Below are 16,576 nucleotides of genomic sequence, written 5' to 3' on the forward strand. Positions count from 1 at the left end.
AGCAGTGTATCTGCCGTTTTAACTTACATAGCGAACACATTAGTGAGTTTAACGCCTCAACCAGCTGAAGGAATACCTTTTGTTTATGTAAAAAACTGCTTTTAGCATATTCTTTCCATTGAACAAAACTAAATCATTTGCTATCCGATATCCATAGCAAATTATCAACTCCTGTTTAAATCTAAAATTTGTCTGCAGCATATGATTAAGATTAAAAAAAGAGTAACGATAGTCAGCTAGTAACTGACAAAAGGAGGATACCGAAAATCCCTAACAGAGTAGGTAAAATTGAAAGTTTTTATTGCTTTTTGATTTATAAAAGCATTACATATTATGGCTAATTGGTATTCTTACGACGGAGTTGGAGACCCAGCTCTTCCCGGTAGTTATTACAAAATGGCAGTCAATCCAAACTGTCTTTCAGGTGGTAGTATTATTTGTGCTATTTATTTAGATGATACTGCAAATGTTCCAAGCAATATTTCTGCGGTTTTAACTTATATCGCTAATGCACAGGCTACACTGGTTTCTCAACCTCCAGGTGCAGATCGTCGTTTTGTTTACGTTAAAAATTTAACTTCTTAAAGATTATTGTGATTTGTTTTTTATTAACAAACACCACAAAACATCAATGCGCGCTATATATACAAATTCTGTATGTAGCAAGTGATTAAGATTTAAAAAGAGTAAAGATAGTCAGTTAGTAACTGGCAAAAGGAGGAGACCGAAAATCCTTAACAGAGTAGGTAAAAATGAAAGTTTTTATTGCTTTTTGATTTATAAAAGCATTATTCATTATGGCTAATTGGTTTGCTTACAATGGAGTTGGAGATCCCACTCTACCTGGTAGTTATTACAAAATGGCAGTCAATCCAAACTGTCTTACAGGCGGTAGCATTATTTGTGCTATTTATTTAGATGATAGTGCAAATGTTCCAAGCAGTGTTTCTGCGGTTTTAACTTATATCGCTAATGCACAAGCTACGCTGGTCTCTCAACCTGCTGATGGATTCCAACGCTTTGTTTACGTTAAAGATCTGTAGTAATTAACGATTGTATTTATTAAAATCGAACTCCCGGGAAATTACCTTTCCCGGGTTTATTGTTTTTATACAAAAAATACATAATTTTATTCATGACCTCCTATCATTCATTTTCAGACTTCGAGTTAACCACTTTATTAAAAAAGGGCGACCTAATCGCTTTTAATGAAATATATGGGCGGTTTCAAGGTCTATTATATATCTATGCCTGCAAAATTGTTAAAAACAACGATGATGCGGAAGATATAGTGCAAGAGGTTTTTTTGTATCTATGGGATAAAAGATTTACCATTACCATTAATAATTCAATCTCCGTTTACCTATATAAAGCTGTACAATATAAATTCATGAATTTGCTGGATCATAAAAAAGTAAGGTCCGACTACAATGAGTCATTAAATAAATTTATTGATCAAGGTGAATTTATTACAGACTTTCACATTAGACAAAAAGAATTTAGCAAAATAATTGAACAGGAAATAGCCGCTTTACCTGAAAAAATGCGGGAAATCTTTGAGCTGAGTAGAAAAGCTAATTTATCAAGAAAGGAAATAGCAGAAAAACTAAACCTCTCGGAAAAAACAGTTAAAAATCAAATCAACAATGCATTAAAGATATTAAGAAGTAGATTGACCCTTTTCGCGTTCTTACTGTTATTACTCAATAAATAATTTTTTTTTTTTCATCTGGGCCTTTATACCATTTAAACTTACTTAGTTATATAAAGGGGGTTTAATGAAAAAATATAAGCCAGAAGAACTAATTCATAATTATCTAAATGGTACTGCTTCAAACGAAGAACGTATTATCGTGGAAAGTTGGCATATTCAAGATATAAAAGACAGCGAATACCTTCCTTCCAAAGAACATATTACGGATGCTCATAAAAGAATTTGGGACAAAATAGACTCCCGAATTCATAGAGATCAGCGTAAAGTGGTCTCCAAAAAACTACGGTCAAGAGTTGCAATTGCAGCATCCTTAGTTCTTATCAGTTCGATCGTAACATATAATTATTTAAAACCGCTTCCAAAATCATCAGATCACATTATCATACAAAATGATGTCCTAGCAGGTGGGAATAGGGCAATTCTTACTTTAAATAATGGCCAAAGAATTATTCTGAACCAAACTAGTAAAGAATTGATAGCTGTTCAAGGGGGAATAAGCATTAGAAAATCAAATGGTTTACTAATTTACGATCTACACAAAAAAAATAGTACATATAATAGTACAAGTATAAACAGACTGGAAACACCAAGAGGAGGTAAATACCAGATTCTCTTGCCTGATGGAACCAAAGTATGGTTAAACTCGGCTTCAATTCTAACTTATCCGAATTCATTTAAAGGTTCAGAACGAAAGGTAAGCCTGAAAGGCGAGGCTTATTTTGAAGTGGCAAGAGATAAGAAGAGGACCTTTAAAGTAGTCTGCGAAAGCCAAACAATAGAAGTCCTCGGTACCCATTTCAACATTAAATCTTACGAGGATGAATATCAAACCCAAACTACATTAGCAAAAGGAAAGGTTAAAATCTTAAAAGGACTACAATATAAAATACTAAAGCCAGGACAAGCCGCATTTACTTCTAAAAATTCAAAAACTATTCAAATTGAGAGTACTGACCTGGAAAAAGATCTTGCATGGAAAAATAATGAATTCATTTTTAATGGAGATGACTTGATGAGCATCATGAGAGAAGTATCTAGATGGTACGATGTAAAAGTTATTTACAAAGGGGATTTTAATGAACAAAAATATTTTGGAGTAGTATCCAGATCAAAAAACATATCAGAAGTACTAAAAATGCTCCAACTCACTGGTAAAATCAATTTCAAAATAGAAGGAAGGAGGATTACACTTATGAATTAACTATACCTTATTTATCATAAAGCATAAAAAAACCGGAGGTGTCTACCCCCCGGCAAAATTCGGCTTTAATCAAGAAAATCAACTTAACCACTGCCTGGTACCCGTCGGTTCATGGACAATAATAGTACCTGGCATAAAACCAAACGTACCAAATGTATGAAATTTAATTCAAAATTATCATATAGGCAATCCACCTATATGACTAAATTTCTGTTCGTTATGAAACTGATTATTGTTTTAATGACTACAGTATTTCTTCAGATCAGCCTCGCATCAGAAGCTCAAAAAGTAACTTTATCTGAAAAAAACGCTTCCTTGGAAAGTATTTTCAAAAAAATAAGAACTCAAACCGGTTATGATTTTTTTGGAGATATAAATTTGCTAAAAAATGCTAAAAAAGTTAACATTAATGTAAACAATGTATCTCTGGAACAGGCCTTAGCAAATTGCCTTAAAGATCAGAATTTAACTTATGTGATCAGTAGCAAAATAATTGTCATAAGGCAGGGAGTACAAAACCAGTCCAACCTGGATGCTGTTTTGGCTCAGGACGTAACGATTTATGGAAAAGTACTAGATGAAGAAAATAAGCCATTGGTTGGAGCCACAGTGACCATAAAGAAGACAAATAAATCTACTAAAACAAATAAAGATGGTGTATTTAGCCTGCAAGTAGCCCCTAATGATGTCATCATTTTTTCATATGTTGGCTATGAAAGTCAGGAAGTTAAAGTTGTCAATATAAAAGAAAGTGTTCCATTCATAATTACGCTTCAATCAAGTACTGCCAAGCTAAAACAGGTAGAAGTTGTAAATACAGGTTACCAAATTTTACCAAAAGAAAGAGCTACAGGTTCATTCCAAACGATTACAGCTAAACAACTGGAACACAGCACTAGTCCAAACCTCTTAAGAAGATTAGAGGGCATTACTACCGGTCTCGACTTTAACAATAATTTACCACAAAATCCTACTAATTCTTCTAAATTTAGAGTACCTACACTAAGTGCGTTAACTATTCGGGGGAAAAACAATCTAAATCCTGCTCCTAGCACTGACCCAAATGTCGTAAGTGGACAACCATTAGTCGTAATTGATGGAATACCTAGTCCATATTCTATAGATAAACTAAATCCAAATGATGTCGAAAGTGTTAATATTCTGCAAGATGCTGCTTCCGCTTCTATCTGGGGATCTAGAGCTGCCAATGGAGTAATTGTCGTGACAACAAAAAAAGGACGTTTTCAAACACCGACCTCTATTTCCTTCGATGCCAATTTAGCAATTAGCGATAAAATGGATCTTTTTTATCGGAAAGTGATGAGTACATCAGATTTTATTGATGCGCAATTGGCACAACTGAATTACAATTTTAGTATAGATGGACAAACTGTTCCTGATCCACAAATACCTAATCAGCCGGATTATACTATTGCTCAATCTGCCATTTCACCAGTTGCTGAAATATGGAATTCATGGAAAAGAAATAAAATCACTGATGCACAGTATAAAAATCAAATTGATGCCTTACGAAACAATGACATTAGAAATGATTATTCAAAATACTTTCTACGAAATGCGGTTGCTCAAAACTATAATCTAAGCGCTTCTGGAGGTATCAAAAATTATGCCTATCGTTTATCAGGCAACTACGGCAAAACACTAAACAATACCCAACAGTCTGATGCTAATCGAATGTCTATCATTTACAATGCTTCTCTGAAGCCTGTTAAGAATATGAGTTTAGATGCCAGCATTAATTATAACCAGCAAAACCAAAATGAGCAAGGTGGTGGGGCACTTGCTATAACAGGAGATGGCCTTTATCCTTATTCTAGATTAGTAGACGATGCCGGAAACCCAATTGCTGTACCTAAATCATATAGGAAAGCCTTTCTAGATTCTTTAACCAAAAAATATGGAGACAAAGTACTGGATATGTCTTTTAAACCACTTGAAGATATGAAACAAGGCTATTTGAGGACTAAAAACCAGCTCATGAATATCAATTTGAGTGCTGCTTATCAATTCAGTCCTGTTATTTCAGCTTCCATCACTTACAACAATGCCTGGGGACTAAATGAACAAAACCAACTCAGAGGACAAAAATCCTTTTACATGAGGGAGCTCATCAATAGATTCACAGATCCAAGTACTTTGGCAAGAGTAATTCCCTTAGGCGGTTTTTACATACCTAGTAATGGAAAATCGAACAATCAGACCTTACGGGCTCAGGTAAGTGCAAATAAAATATGGGGAGATAAACATGAACTCAATGCCATTGCTGGAGTTGAAGGATCTCAAAATTACAGTAACCTAACTACCAACTGGTTGTATGGATACAATGAACAATCAAAAAATGTGAATAATGCTTTACCCTTTGGTGTTTCTATTCCATTTCTATTTATAGACCCAAGTGTTGGAACAGTAGGAGGTATTATCCCATATGTATCAAATTATTCTGATTTTCGAGTACGCGCTTTTAGTTTATATTCCAATGCAGCGTATACCTACGATAAACGCTACACCCTATCCGCTAGTATAAGAAATGATTACTCTAGTATATTTGGAGAGGGTACTAACAACCATGGTGCACTCTATTTTTCAGTTGGTGGAAAATGGGACATCAGCAAAGAGAAGTTTTATAGTTTATCCTGGCTTCCTTCCTTAGGACTAAAAGCTACATTTGGTTATAATGGCAATCAAAATGCATCTGTAAGTCCTCGCCCATTAGTTACCTATTCTCCCCCTGCTTTTGTTGGCTACAGATTACCTTATGCTTCAGTGACTGGTGCCACCAATCGAGATTTAAGACCCGAAAAAGCTGCGTTTTTAAATCTCGCCCTTAACTTTGCAACCAAAAACAACCGAATTATAGGTAATCTGGAATACTACATCAGAAAAACTACAGATCTAATTACTAATACTTCTTTAGATCCAAGTACTGGCTTTTCAACCCTATTCTATAATGCTGCTGATTTAAGGAGTACCGGAGTAGATTTCAGTTTGAACACTTTAAATCTTCAGCTCAAAGAATTTAGTTGGAGAAGTACCTTCCTCATGAGCTACAACCGGGTTAAAGTGACTGACTTATTCACGGACAAACCAAACACGGCAGGACAACAAATTTCTAATAATCCACCATTCAATAAAGGTGCAGATCTTTCCAGACTATACGCTTACAGATGGGCTGGATTAGATCCACAAACAGGTGATCCAATGGGTTATGTGGATGGTCAAGCAGTGAGAGTAACAGGTGACCTTAACGTTTACAACAAGATTTACAATGCACCGATATCAACTGCTCACTATTTTGGTTCTGCTGTTCCTGTTTATTATGGCTCTTTCATCAATACGTTTAGTTACGGCAATTTTTCAGCCTCCCTTAATTTCATGTATAAACTCGGTTACTATTTCCGAAGATCACCTTATGATGTATTAAGATATTCTCAATTGCTCAATACCAACATGATCCAAGGTGAAGAATATGCACGTCGCTGGAAAAATCCAGGAGATGAAAAATTCACTAATGTTCCTTCAATGATCTTCCCTATTTCTCCAGGTGGAATTACAGATAACAGAGACAGCTTTTACTACAATTCTGAAATAAATGTACTTAAAGGAGATCATGTACGTCTTCAGGAGATTAATTTATCATATACACTAAAAAGTATTTGGGCGATAAAAAGTCCGAGGATTTATGCTAATGTAAACAATTTAGGGATCGTATGGAGAGCAAACAAATTGGGAATTGATCCAGATATCAATGATTACCCAAATCCACGAACTTATAGTATTGGTTTAAGTGCAAGTTTTTAAACAAAAACACCTAGAAAAATGAAAATCTTTAAAATATTCTTCCCCATATTATTGCTCAGCATATGTATGGTTTCTTGTCAAAAATTTCTAGACATCAAAAAGAGCAATGATCAATCGTTTATGAGTACTGCTAGTGATTGCCAGTTGCTACTCGATAATTACGAAAAAATGAACACAAATTATCCTACAGACGCTGAGGTTTCTGCGGATGATTATTTTATCAGTTCAGTAAGTGCCCAGCTCTCTAGTATTCCACAAGAGGAAAAGGATTTGTACAACTGGAATACCAATGCCCAAAGAATTTCTGCCTCACCAAATTGGGTAAATCCGTATAATGTGGTCAACAATGCCAACCTGGTTCTACAAACGCTGGACAAATTAAAGGGTGGAAATGATGATCCTGCGTTATTAAATGCGTTAAGAGGGGCGGCATTATTTTACAGAGCTTATTGCTTTTGGACAGTTGCACAAATGTATGCCAAACCATATTCAACCAACACTGCAAATCAAGACCCCGGAATTCCATTAAGACTTGATCCAGATATCAATGGTAAGTCTACTCGTGGTACCGTGCAAGAAACTTATAACCGAATCATACAGGATTTAAAAGAAGCACTTAGCTTATTACCAAATACATCAGCCTATACCACCAGGCCAAATAAAATTGCCGCTTATGCCATGTTAGCACGTACTTACTTGTCTATGCAAGATTATCCAAATGCTTTAATTAATGCCAATGCAGCCTTAGAGATAAAAAAAGACTTATTGGACTATAACACTATAAGTAAATCCTCGCCTGTTCCTTTTGCGCGTTTTAATAAAGAAGTTATATTCCATACTATTAGCAGATATAGTGCCAATGCAGTTGGTGCGATATTAGTTATAGGAAATGTACTACCAAATAGTTGCATAGCTAGAATAAATCCGGACTTAGTAGATTCTTATGCTACCAATGATTTAAGACGCTCCATATTTTTGAAAGAAAATAGCATCAGTGTCAGTTTAGACAATGGAAGCGGAGGAAAAACACCTGTAACCTTTCCAGATGGAACTTTCAGGTTCTCTGGAAATTACGAACCCTTTGTACTCCCCACTTTCTTTACTGGTCTTGCAGTAGATGAAATATTACTGATCCGTTCAGAATGCTATGCAAGAGCTGGTAATATTGCCTTAGCTGCCAATGACCTCAATTACTTGTTGACTACACGCTATGCCACCAATTCATATGTAAACATGAGTGCTCAAACTCCACCTGATGTCGCATTGAACACTATACTTACGGAAAGAAGAAAAGAACTATTGATGAGAGGATTAAGGTGGAGTGATTTACGCAGACTTAACAAAGCTGCAATCAGAAAGACTAAGGATGTCACCTTTACAGGAACAACTACTACTCCAGTAAAAGTGGAAAATATCAGCACCTCAACATTACCTGCCAATGATCCAAGATTCACTCTATTAATTCCAAAAGAAGTGATGGACAACAGCAGTATACCACAAAATAATAGATAAAACAGATCATGATTACAAGTTACAAATGGACAATATTTGCTGGCCTAATTCTGTTCAGGTTATCAGGTTATTCTCAAGATACAAAGGGTGCTCCAAGCGAGCATCCTTTAAGTCAATTTGATGGCCAAAAACCTGTATTCAAATTAAAAGGAGAGCAATTAATTAATAAAAATCGACATCTGAGTTTTTATGCTCTTACAGGATATCGTGATGGCGTGGAACCCATTACTTCTGCGTACAACCTAAATTTCTTAGCCCAAAAAGATTCAATACAAGGAACACATCGAATAAAAATGTATAACCTTTCCATTACAGATATGCTTACCTACGGTCTAACAAAATCAGATGAAGTAATTCTGGAAGTAAAGGATCCATCCAAATATAGATATGATCCAAAATATGGCAATAAAAAGGAGTGGCTTCGCAAAAATGCCCATTGTTATGAAATCTTACTGCCAGAAAACGTATTGAAAGACATGGACCTGGTCCGTAACCATTTGAGCTATTTATTTAATGTAAAATGTGGTTATCAAAAACGTCTGATCAAAACCATAATGCATAAAAATGGAGTCAGTCAGGAAAGTAAGATAGAAAAAGAGGTTTTTGTCATCACCGAAATTAAATAAATTATGAAAAGATACTTTCTTTTAATCATTTCTACTCTTTTTGTTCAACAACTAAACGCACAAAATAGTTTGAATATTGGAGATTCCTTACCTGTTTTCCACATTCAAAAGTTGATTAATCCTGATCAGAAAAACATCAGTATAACCAACTTTAACAACAACCTACTGATCATCGATTTTTGGTCCATCTACTGTTCAGGCTGTGTAGCTGCATTACCCAAGATGCAGCAGCTACAAGAGGAGTTTGGCAATAAAATTAGAATTCTACCTGCTACAAATGAACCTGAAAAATTGGTGAAAGCATTTTGGGAAAAGAATAAACTAACTAAAAATCTTTCACTGCCTTCCGTAGTCGAAGATACTTTACTCCATAAATATTTCAAACACCTTGGCGTACCTCATGAGGTTTGGATCTTTAAAAATAAGGTAATCGCGATTACCGATGGAGAATATGTAAATGCGGTTAATGTAAAAAAGGTTTTGGATGGCGAAGAGATCAATTGGCCTATTAAATATGATTTCGATCAATTTGATGCTACAAAAAATCCACTGTTTCAGATTGATGATCGTCAAATCAACCTTAAAACTACCCCCATACAATATGCTGCAATAAGCGACTACAACGATAGTATAAACAGTAAGGATGGCTTAAGTGGTGGATCAGGCATTATAAGAAATAAAGCAAAAAAAACGGTAAGGACATTCTTTTTAAATACTCCAATATACTCTCTATACTATTTAAATCTAAATAAAATCACAAAGTATGGAACATTAAATACACCCAGTAAATCTGGATCCGGTCCAAACGAAATTTTGTGGGAAGTCAAAGATCCGAATAAGTATAAATACCTAGCAGGCGCTGTATATCAAGCTGACTGGATCAGAAAAAATGGAATCTGTTTCGAATCTTGCTATCCGGATACCGGACAGGACGATCTAGAAATTGCCAGATCTGTTCTAAAAGATTTAGATCATTTGTTAGGTTTAAAGGTGGGTTGGGAAAAAAGAAAAGAAAAAGTATACTTCCTCCGTAGAGTTAACAAGAATATCCCCTTACTTACAAAAGGTCCATTAAGCGATTCGGAGAGCACAATGAGTACTATAGGAAACTTACATAAACTCCGAGACACACCATTATCGACTTTAGTTTATAGAATGAATCATGAAGCTGAAAATCCCTATATTTTTGATCAATCAGGGTATTCAGGTAAAGTAGATCTCCTCTTACAATTCAATTCATGGACTGATCTGCCTGCTATAAAAAAAGCACTTCAAGCCTATGGATTGGATTTAATAGAAGAAAATCAAATAGTAGATAAACTCGTTTTTAAAGAAATCAACAACTAAACCATAAAAAAATGAAAAAAATGAAACTAACCTATTTATTGATGACAATTTTAGCATTCAGTAGTTGTAAAAAAATGATGAATGTAGCGCCCACAGTGGAAAAAGAATTGGTAGTCACTGCATTTGTAGGCGCAAATGCTCCGGCCTTCCAAGATGGTGTAGGTGAAAGCACTGCATTTGCCCGACCTAACTCAATAGCGATAGATGCTGCCGGAAATATCTTTGTTGCCGATCGATCTAATGCGAGAGTTAGAAAAGTAACTCCAGCTGGAGAAGTCAGTACATTTGTAGGTTCTGGAATTGGTGGTTACCAAGACGGAACGGGAATCGCTGCAAAAATCGAAACTGGAAATAATGCAATAACTATTGATGCGCAAAATAATCTTTACCTAGCAGACCAAAAAAACACATGTATCCGGAAGATCACACCAGCAGGAGTTGTTAGTACACTTGTTGGAGCACCTGGACGGAGTAATATTGATGGCCCAATTAATATAGCTGGTGTTGACTTCACAGATCAACCAGACATAACTATTGACGCCTCAAACAACATTTATTTTCTTGATAGAAAAGGTATTAGAAAAATAAGTGCAGATGGGATTGTCAGTACAATTGTAAAAACTGGAAATTCTACTTTCACGGGACCTATTGCAACCGCAGTTATTGCTAATCCACTAAATATCTGCACAGATAAAGCCGGAAACATTTATGTATCGGCTCAAGGATTTAACGATAATTCAATTGTTAAAGTAAGTACTGATGGAATAGTTAGTATTTACGCAGGGGCTCCAGCATCAGGGTTCGGTTACAATATAGGTCTTGCTGTAACTGCACAATTCAATAATACAAGAGGCATGAGTGCTGATAAGGAAGGAAATATCTATGTAGTAGACAATAACCATGTCATTGTAAAGATTACTACAGATGGCTTTGTTAGACTAGTAGCAGGAGTTCCATATAAGGGTGGTGCAGTACCTTTTGTTCCTGGCACAGCAACAAAAGCTGTATTTTCGGATCTGGTAGATGTTGCTGTTGCACCAGATGGGACTATTTATGCATCAGAATACATCGCAAGCTCCATTCGTAAAATTGCACTTGTAGACAAGCCAACCACCCCTCCTACCCAAACCGAAATAGACAAAGCCAACTGGAATAAACCAACCAACTGGAAATAAAACTAAAACCAACCACTACATAAACTCAACAAAATGAAAAAAACAATACTTACCATACTTGTTTGCGCCGTATCTGCATTATCAGTAAACGCGCAAACAACTACAACAATGACAACCAACAAAAAAGACACCACTGCCTACCAAATGAAAAACGAATTCAGGATCAGCATCGGCCTCGACGAAGGAATACCGACCGCTTACGTATCCAAATTCTCCTCATTCGTTATGGGTGCTTCTTTACAAGGAGAATACATGGCTCTTAAAGAACTGGGTGTTACCCTAAGTGCCAACTACCTTTACTACCTGGGTAAAGACGGCGGAGACGGCCTATCCATGTTACCGGCAATGGCTGGTGTAAACTATTACATCACGCCAAAAATTTTCCTTTCCGCTCAAGCAGGCGCAGCCTGGTACATCGGTAAAGATAGCGACAACAGCACTTATTTCAGCTATGCACAAGGGATTGGTTACCAACCTTCAAAGCGTATCAGCTTATTAGCGAAATATGAAGGAATCAATGTTGGTCCATCTAAGACCTACTCCTTTGCTGGACTACGTGTTGCCTACAAATTTTACAAAAGAAAATAAGCAATATTGAAGTCTCTCCCGGAGCAAAGCCATTAAAGCCTAGCTTCGGTAATTTTGAAATACTGAATAAAAATGGTTCTGTATGTGGCGATATTTTTTCCTTAAGCCTTGCAAAAAATAAGCAAAATTGAACCGACGAACTTGTCACGTCTGCTTATAGTTGCAATTAAAAATCGCCGCTACATGAACTAATAATCTGAGGAAATGAAAAATGGTGTCTAAGTCAATCTCGTTTCCAGGAGTATATCCGGGACAAAGCTTTCCGCAAGGCAGAGTCCCGGTAACTCCAAAAAATTGGTTCTGTGCATGGCGATATTTTTATGTGCGGGTTTCTAACTATATAAACTGAATTGAACCGACGAAATAGTCAAGGTCGCTTATAGTTGCTATTAAAAATTCGCCACCACATGAACCATTAATGAATTAGAAAATGAACAATGAGTATTAAGTTTTCAAGTTCGCTTTCATAGAGGATAACCGGAACGAGGCTTCCCTCAGGGCCAAGTTCCGGTAACTCTAAAATAGTACCACAAACAGCATTAAAAAAAATCATCTTAGAGCAAACCCGGGGCGAGGTAATTCAGTAAGGGCCGAACCCCGGTAACTCTAAGTATTCAAATAATTATTTTTCTAACCACCTAAAGAAATTCATATAAATATGAATCAACATCCCCTAATTGTCAGCGCAACATTCAAATGCGAGGATAATATCATGAAAAGGATGTGGACTACTGGATATAAGGGTATTCAGCAGTTAGCTTCCAAAATCTGCTATGACGCAGCTTACTTTGAGCAACTTCCATACACTGGTGATACCAGAATACAGGCATTGCAAGCCTTGTACCTCTCCGGCGATGACAAGCTCATCAAAAAGGCCATTATGGATTTTTACAATTCAAAAACACCGGAATACATGACAAACACCCGCACATTGGGCGGGCGACTAAAAATTATCCCAACCTTTTCTCTCTACTGGATTTGTATGATCTATGATTATTGGATGCACAGAAACGATGACGCATTTATCGAGATACTCCTCCCTTCTATCCATGGGATTTTAGATTGGTACGAAAGGCAACTCATGGGAGATCAGGAAATGTTAGGTGCCATAAAATGGTGGAATTTTGTAGACTGGGATAAATACAACGGCTGGGGAATTTCTCCTGATCCGGAAAATGGTAAATCTGCAATCATGTCTTTCCAATATGCTTATACTTTAAAACTCGCAGCCAAACTATTCAACGCCTATGGTGATCCTGATTGCGCTAAAAAGTATAATATCCTGGCGGACGAAATTAGCAGAGATACCCTCAGATTATGTTTTAATGAAGAGCAATTCTTAATTGCCGATAATCCTGACCAGAATTCCTTTAGTCAATACACCAATATATGGGCAATTTTAAGTGGTGCCGTAGAAGATAAAAAAGCAATTGAAATCATGTACCACCTGCTTTACAACCGTCAAATCATTCAGGTTTCCAATTTTTATAAGTTCTACCTCAACCAAGCTTTAAAAATAGTGAACATGGCAGATCAATATCAAAGACAACTTGCTTCATGGCAACGCTTGCGTAATATGGATTTCAAGCCCGACGTTGATCCTACTGAGCCCATACTGGCAGAACGTAACGGCTGGAGCAAATTTCCAAATTACGAATTCCTGGCTACCATTTGCGGCATCACCTCGGCTGCACCTGGATTTAATAAAATAATGATTAAACCAGCTCTAGGTGATTTAACCAATATAGAGGCTAGTATGCCTCATCCAAATGGCACAATTAATATCAGACTAATGAAAACTAGTAAAGAAAGTATCACTGCAGAAATAACCCTTCCCCCAGAAACAGAAGGCTTTTTTATTTGGAGCAAGAAAGTATATAACCTAAAAAGTGGATTTCAACGATTAGTATCTATAGTCTTTAACGGCTCCTTATCATGATAAATCGGTATCGACCATTCGTCTCCTGCATCATGATCGCAGGTAATAATCTACAAATGATTAGAAATAGCATCAGTTATTTTATAGATCAGAACTACGCTTATAAAGAATTAATTATTATTGATGATGGTGGTACCTGCTTAAAAAACAAAATACAAACTCATCCAAATGTGCTGTATTTCCAACTGGACAAAGCTGCTTCCAATGCATCAAAAAGGAATTTCGGCATTGAGCAGTCTCAGGGCGAAATCATCATGCATTGGGATGATCAGGACTGGTATGCCTCAGATTGGATTCGTCGCCAAAGTAATGCATTGCTGTTTAGCCAAATCCACATCAGTGGACTAAATATAGAGTCAAAGGAAAGGTCTCAAGAAAGTTATTACCAACGGTTATATGGTCAATCCAAAGTACAAATTTACTCCATGGTGACCTCCACACTTTGCTACCTCCGATCTTTTTGGGATAAATATCCGATCAAAGATATATTAACCATGGAAGATGCCGACTTCGTCAGGAATTCAGGTGGCTTAGTTTATTGCCATACTTATTCCGCAGGATACCTGGAGTCATTTCATGGAGCTGATAAAAATAGCTCGCTTGAAAATCCGGAGGAGAGGATGAAAATGATCCACTCTAGAAAAGAAAACCCGCAGCCTTATCAAAAACCTGCGATTAAAGTCCCCAATGAATATTCCTGGGTAATCCCAGTTTCCTGTATTTTATGCAGCCATAATGGAGAACAACACCTCCCGAATGCCATTGGAAACTTAATGCATCAGGACTATTTAGATGTGGAACTGCTCATTGTAGAAGCTGGCCCGGGTGTATGTTTAGAAATGATTCCGTACCACAGCAATATCAGCTACATTCCTTATGCACCTTCCGCCACTATCGGAGAAATGAAAAATATGGCTTGTGAAAAAGCGAATGGGCAAATCATCATGCACTGGGATGAGCAAGATACCTATTCTTATGATTGGGTGACGCATCAGGTTACCGCATTGCTTAGTTTGGGAGCTGACGCTTCCGGACTAGACAAATTTATCGTTCATAAAAACAACACCGAAAAAACTTTAATGGTCAAAGATCCCATCCATACCAAAGGTTGGGTATATAGTCCTACGCTTGTTTATTGGAAAAAACTATGGAAAACGTTCAAATTTAGCGCTTTACAAATGGGTGAAGACGATGAATTCCTCCACAGATCAAAGGCTTATGTATCCCCACATGATTACACCAATGGTTTTATTGCTAATATCACTGAAAGCAGCCAAAGTCATTTATAACGTTCAACATCCCTCCCACGCTCTCCTTCCTCCAAAGCTGCACCCTGTGCAGCTTTTCTTGTATTTGCTTCGTTGTTAACACTGAACAAAAAACTGTAAAACAAGCCGTAATCATGCTGTAAACCCCGCACAATCTACCTTCAGGCCCAAATTAGCAGCATTTGTTTTGGTAATTTAGTGTGGTAATCTTTCGCAGATTTCATTGTATTTATTTTCTACATCCGTATTTTTTAATCATCCGAATCATAATCACATGGAAAATGAACGTTTTTTTAAAGCGCTGTCCCGCCAGCGAAATCCAACACATGAACTCAAAACACATTTTAACAGAATGCTCAAAAGAGAAGTTCATCAAAGCCATACCAGGATCTTAGACGCCGGAGAAGTTTGCAATAAGATGTGGTTTATTGTAGAGGGTTCCGCCATGGCTTATGTTGCTAAAAAGGGAAAGAAAGTTCCCTATTGGTTCTGGAATGAAAATGAAGTCATGGTGCCTGTACATAGTTTTTTTAAACAGGTTCCTACAGATGGATACATAGAAGTAATGGAGAAAAGCACCCTTCTCAGCATCTCCTATCAGGGAGTAAGGACACTCATAGAAAAATTTCCTGATTTCAATTTTCTCTTGATGGACCTGATGGAAGATTTTCAATATTCCGCAGAGAAGCGGATTTGCAGCCTCACCTCTAATGAACCCAGCGAACGCTATGAATTGCTCCTGAAAGAATCCACGTTTATCGCCAGAAAAGCACCTGTAGAAGCCATCGCTTTCTACATAGGAGTGTCCAGAAAAACGTTAAACAGGATCCGAACTAAAAGATAAATATTTGAATTTGGGTCATTTGACCCTCCTTCCTAAGACAAACCCGATGTAACTTTAATTCAGCATTTTAACATTAAAAAACCGACGAAACTTATGAACACTTATCCATTTGTTATTATTATCAGCGTCATCCTCATCATCATGTGGGCCTATGCTGCCATTTCAAAACTGATAGAACTGGAGCAATTCAAGCAATCACTCGCTACCCAGGTTTTTCCAGCATGGATAGGGAAGATTTTAGTATGGGTATTGCCAATTGTGGAGTTAGGGATTGTCGCTTTATTACTGTTTAAAAACACACAAATCATCGGAATGTATGCTTCCTTTGCCATGATGCTGCTCTTCACCCTATATGTAGGTGGTGCTGTATATAATATTTATGAACGTCACCCTTGTGCCTGCGGCGGATTATTTGCCAAGCTGGGATGGAAAAAGCATTTTAGGGTAAATGTATTTTTTACGCTATTATCAATTATTGGAGTCTTGCTTTTGGAGAATAATAACCAGTTCATGTAAAGGTGCCGCCGGAAAATCAACTGATGA

The 16,576-nt window shown here is 36.8% G+C and carries 14 protein-coding genes; all 14 read left to right on the forward strand.

Annotation, left to right across the window (positions count from 1 at the left end; all coding sequences use genetic code 11):
* Window positions 1-333 precede the first annotated feature (333 nt).
* The 14 genes from K7X70_RS20815 to K7X70_RS20880 all read left to right on the forward strand — a co-directional run bounded on the left by K7X70_RS20815 (window position 334) and on the right by K7X70_RS20880 (window position 16,549).
* Window positions 334-585 (forward strand): hypothetical protein, encoded by a 252-nt coding sequence (locus tag K7X70_RS20815; protein ID WP_222538859.1) that lies wholly within the window; start codon window positions 334-336, stop codon window positions 583-585.
* Window positions 586-797: 212 nt separating this feature from the next.
* Window positions 798-1,043, forward strand: a complete 246-nt coding sequence (locus K7X70_RS20820; RefSeq protein ID WP_222538860.1) for a hypothetical protein — start codon at window positions 798-800, stop codon at window positions 1,041-1,043.
* A gap of 92 nt (window positions 1,044-1,135) precedes the next feature.
* Window positions 1,136-1,714, forward strand: a complete 579-nt coding sequence (locus K7X70_RS20825) for an RNA polymerase sigma factor (RefSeq protein WP_222539070.1) — start codon at window positions 1,136-1,138, stop codon at window positions 1,712-1,714.
* 64 nt (window positions 1,715-1,778) lie between these two features.
* A complete protein-coding gene (locus K7X70_RS20830; RefSeq protein ID WP_222538861.1) occupies window positions 1,779-2,915 on the forward strand; it encodes a FecR family protein in 1,137 nt (378 codons plus the stop codon).
* A gap of 219 nt (window positions 2,916-3,134) precedes the next feature.
* Window positions 3,135-6,734, forward strand: a complete 3,600-nt coding sequence (locus K7X70_RS20835; protein ID WP_255607484.1) for a SusC/RagA family TonB-linked outer membrane protein — start codon at window positions 3,135-3,137, stop codon at window positions 6,732-6,734.
* Window positions 6,735-6,800: 66 nt separating this feature from the next.
* Window positions 6,801-8,246: a RagB/SusD family nutrient uptake outer membrane protein gene (locus tag K7X70_RS20840; protein WP_255607485.1), complete on the forward strand. Its 1,446-nt coding sequence runs from the start codon at window positions 6,801-6,803 to the stop codon at window positions 8,244-8,246.
* 8 nt (window positions 8,247-8,254) lie between these two features.
* Entirely contained in the window at window positions 8,255-8,872 is a 618-nt protein-coding gene (locus K7X70_RS20845) for a hypothetical protein (RefSeq protein ID WP_222538864.1), read from the forward strand.
* Between the two features lie 3 nt (window positions 8,873-8,875).
* Window positions 8,876-10,219, forward strand: coding sequence for a TlpA family protein disulfide reductase (locus K7X70_RS20850; protein WP_222538865.1), 1,344 nt, complete (start codon window positions 8,876-8,878; stop codon window positions 10,217-10,219).
* 11 nt (window positions 10,220-10,230) lie between these two features.
* On the forward strand, window positions 10,231-11,394 hold the full coding sequence (locus K7X70_RS20855; protein ID WP_222538866.1) for an NHL repeat-containing protein: 1,164 nt from the start codon (window positions 10,231-10,233) through the stop codon (window positions 11,392-11,394).
* A gap of 33 nt (window positions 11,395-11,427) precedes the next feature.
* Window positions 11,428-11,982 (forward strand): putative outer membrane beta-barrel protein, encoded by a 555-nt coding sequence (locus K7X70_RS20860; RefSeq protein WP_222538867.1) that lies wholly within the window; start codon window positions 11,428-11,430, stop codon window positions 11,980-11,982.
* Window positions 11,983-12,640: 658 nt separating this feature from the next.
* Window positions 12,641-13,921, forward strand: coding sequence for an alpha-L-rhamnosidase-related protein (locus K7X70_RS20865; RefSeq protein ID WP_222538868.1), 1,281 nt, complete (start codon window positions 12,641-12,643; stop codon window positions 13,919-13,921).
* The gene (locus K7X70_RS20870; RefSeq protein ID WP_222538869.1) at window positions 13,918-15,210 is read left to right on the forward strand and encodes a glycosyltransferase family A protein; all 1,293 of its coding nucleotides are present in this window, start codon (window positions 13,918-13,920) and stop codon (window positions 15,208-15,210) included. Before K7X70_RS20865 ends, K7X70_RS20870 begins: the two co-directional genes overlap by 4 nt.
* Window positions 15,211-15,463: 253 nt before the next feature.
* Window positions 15,464-16,033 (forward strand): Crp/Fnr family transcriptional regulator, encoded by a 570-nt coding sequence (locus K7X70_RS20875; RefSeq protein WP_222538870.1) that lies wholly within the window; start codon window positions 15,464-15,466, stop codon window positions 16,031-16,033.
* A gap of 93 nt (window positions 16,034-16,126) precedes the next feature.
* The gene (locus tag K7X70_RS20880; protein WP_222538871.1) at window positions 16,127-16,549 is read left to right on the forward strand and encodes a MauE/DoxX family redox-associated membrane protein; all 423 of its coding nucleotides are present in this window, start codon (window positions 16,127-16,129) and stop codon (window positions 16,547-16,549) included.
* Window positions 16,550-16,576: the final 27 nt, after the last annotated feature.

It is taken from the genome of Pedobacter polysacchareus (assembly GCF_019802255.1).
Taxonomy (GTDB): Bacteria; Bacteroidota; Bacteroidia; order Sphingobacteriales; family Sphingobacteriaceae; genus Pedobacter; species Pedobacter polysacchareus.

Coding starts and splice junctions, on each gene's coding strand:
- K7X70_RS20850 (WP_222538865.1), top strand. CDS start 8,876: ATGAAAAGATACTTTCTTTTAATCATTTCTACTCTTTTTGTTCAACAA.
- K7X70_RS20835 (WP_255607484.1), top strand. CDS start 3,135: ATGAAACTGATTATTGTTTTAATGACTACAGTATTTCTTCAGATCAGC.
- K7X70_RS20820 (WP_222538860.1), top strand. CDS start 798: ATGGCTAATTGGTTTGCTTACAATGGAGTTGGAGATCCCACTCTACCT.
- K7X70_RS20870 (WP_222538869.1), top strand. CDS start 13,918: ATGATAAATCGGTATCGACCATTCGTCTCCTGCATCATGATCGCAGGT.
- K7X70_RS20880 (WP_222538871.1), top strand. CDS start 16,127: ATGAACACTTATCCATTTGTTATTATTATCAGCGTCATCCTCATCATC.
- K7X70_RS20845 (WP_222538864.1), top strand. CDS start 8,255: ATGATTACAAGTTACAAATGGACAATATTTGCTGGCCTAATTCTGTTC.
- K7X70_RS20875 (WP_222538870.1), top strand. CDS start 15,464: ATGGAAAATGAACGTTTTTTTAAAGCGCTGTCCCGCCAGCGAAATCCA.
- K7X70_RS20830 (WP_222538861.1), top strand. CDS start 1,779: ATGAAAAAATATAAGCCAGAAGAACTAATTCATAATTATCTAAATGGT.
- K7X70_RS20825 (WP_222539070.1), top strand. CDS start 1,136: ATGACCTCCTATCATTCATTTTCAGACTTCGAGTTAACCACTTTATTA.
- K7X70_RS20855 (WP_222538866.1), top strand. CDS start 10,231: ATGAAAAAAATGAAACTAACCTATTTATTGATGACAATTTTAGCATTC.
- K7X70_RS20865 (WP_222538868.1), top strand. CDS start 12,641: ATGAATCAACATCCCCTAATTGTCAGCGCAACATTCAAATGCGAGGAT.
- K7X70_RS20840 (WP_255607485.1), top strand. CDS start 6,801: ATGGTTTCTTGTCAAAAATTTCTAGACATCAAAAAGAGCAATGATCAA.
- K7X70_RS20860 (WP_222538867.1), top strand. CDS start 11,428: ATGAAAAAAACAATACTTACCATACTTGTTTGCGCCGTATCTGCATTA.
- K7X70_RS20815 (WP_222538859.1), top strand. CDS start 334: ATGGCTAATTGGTATTCTTACGACGGAGTTGGAGACCCAGCTCTTCCC.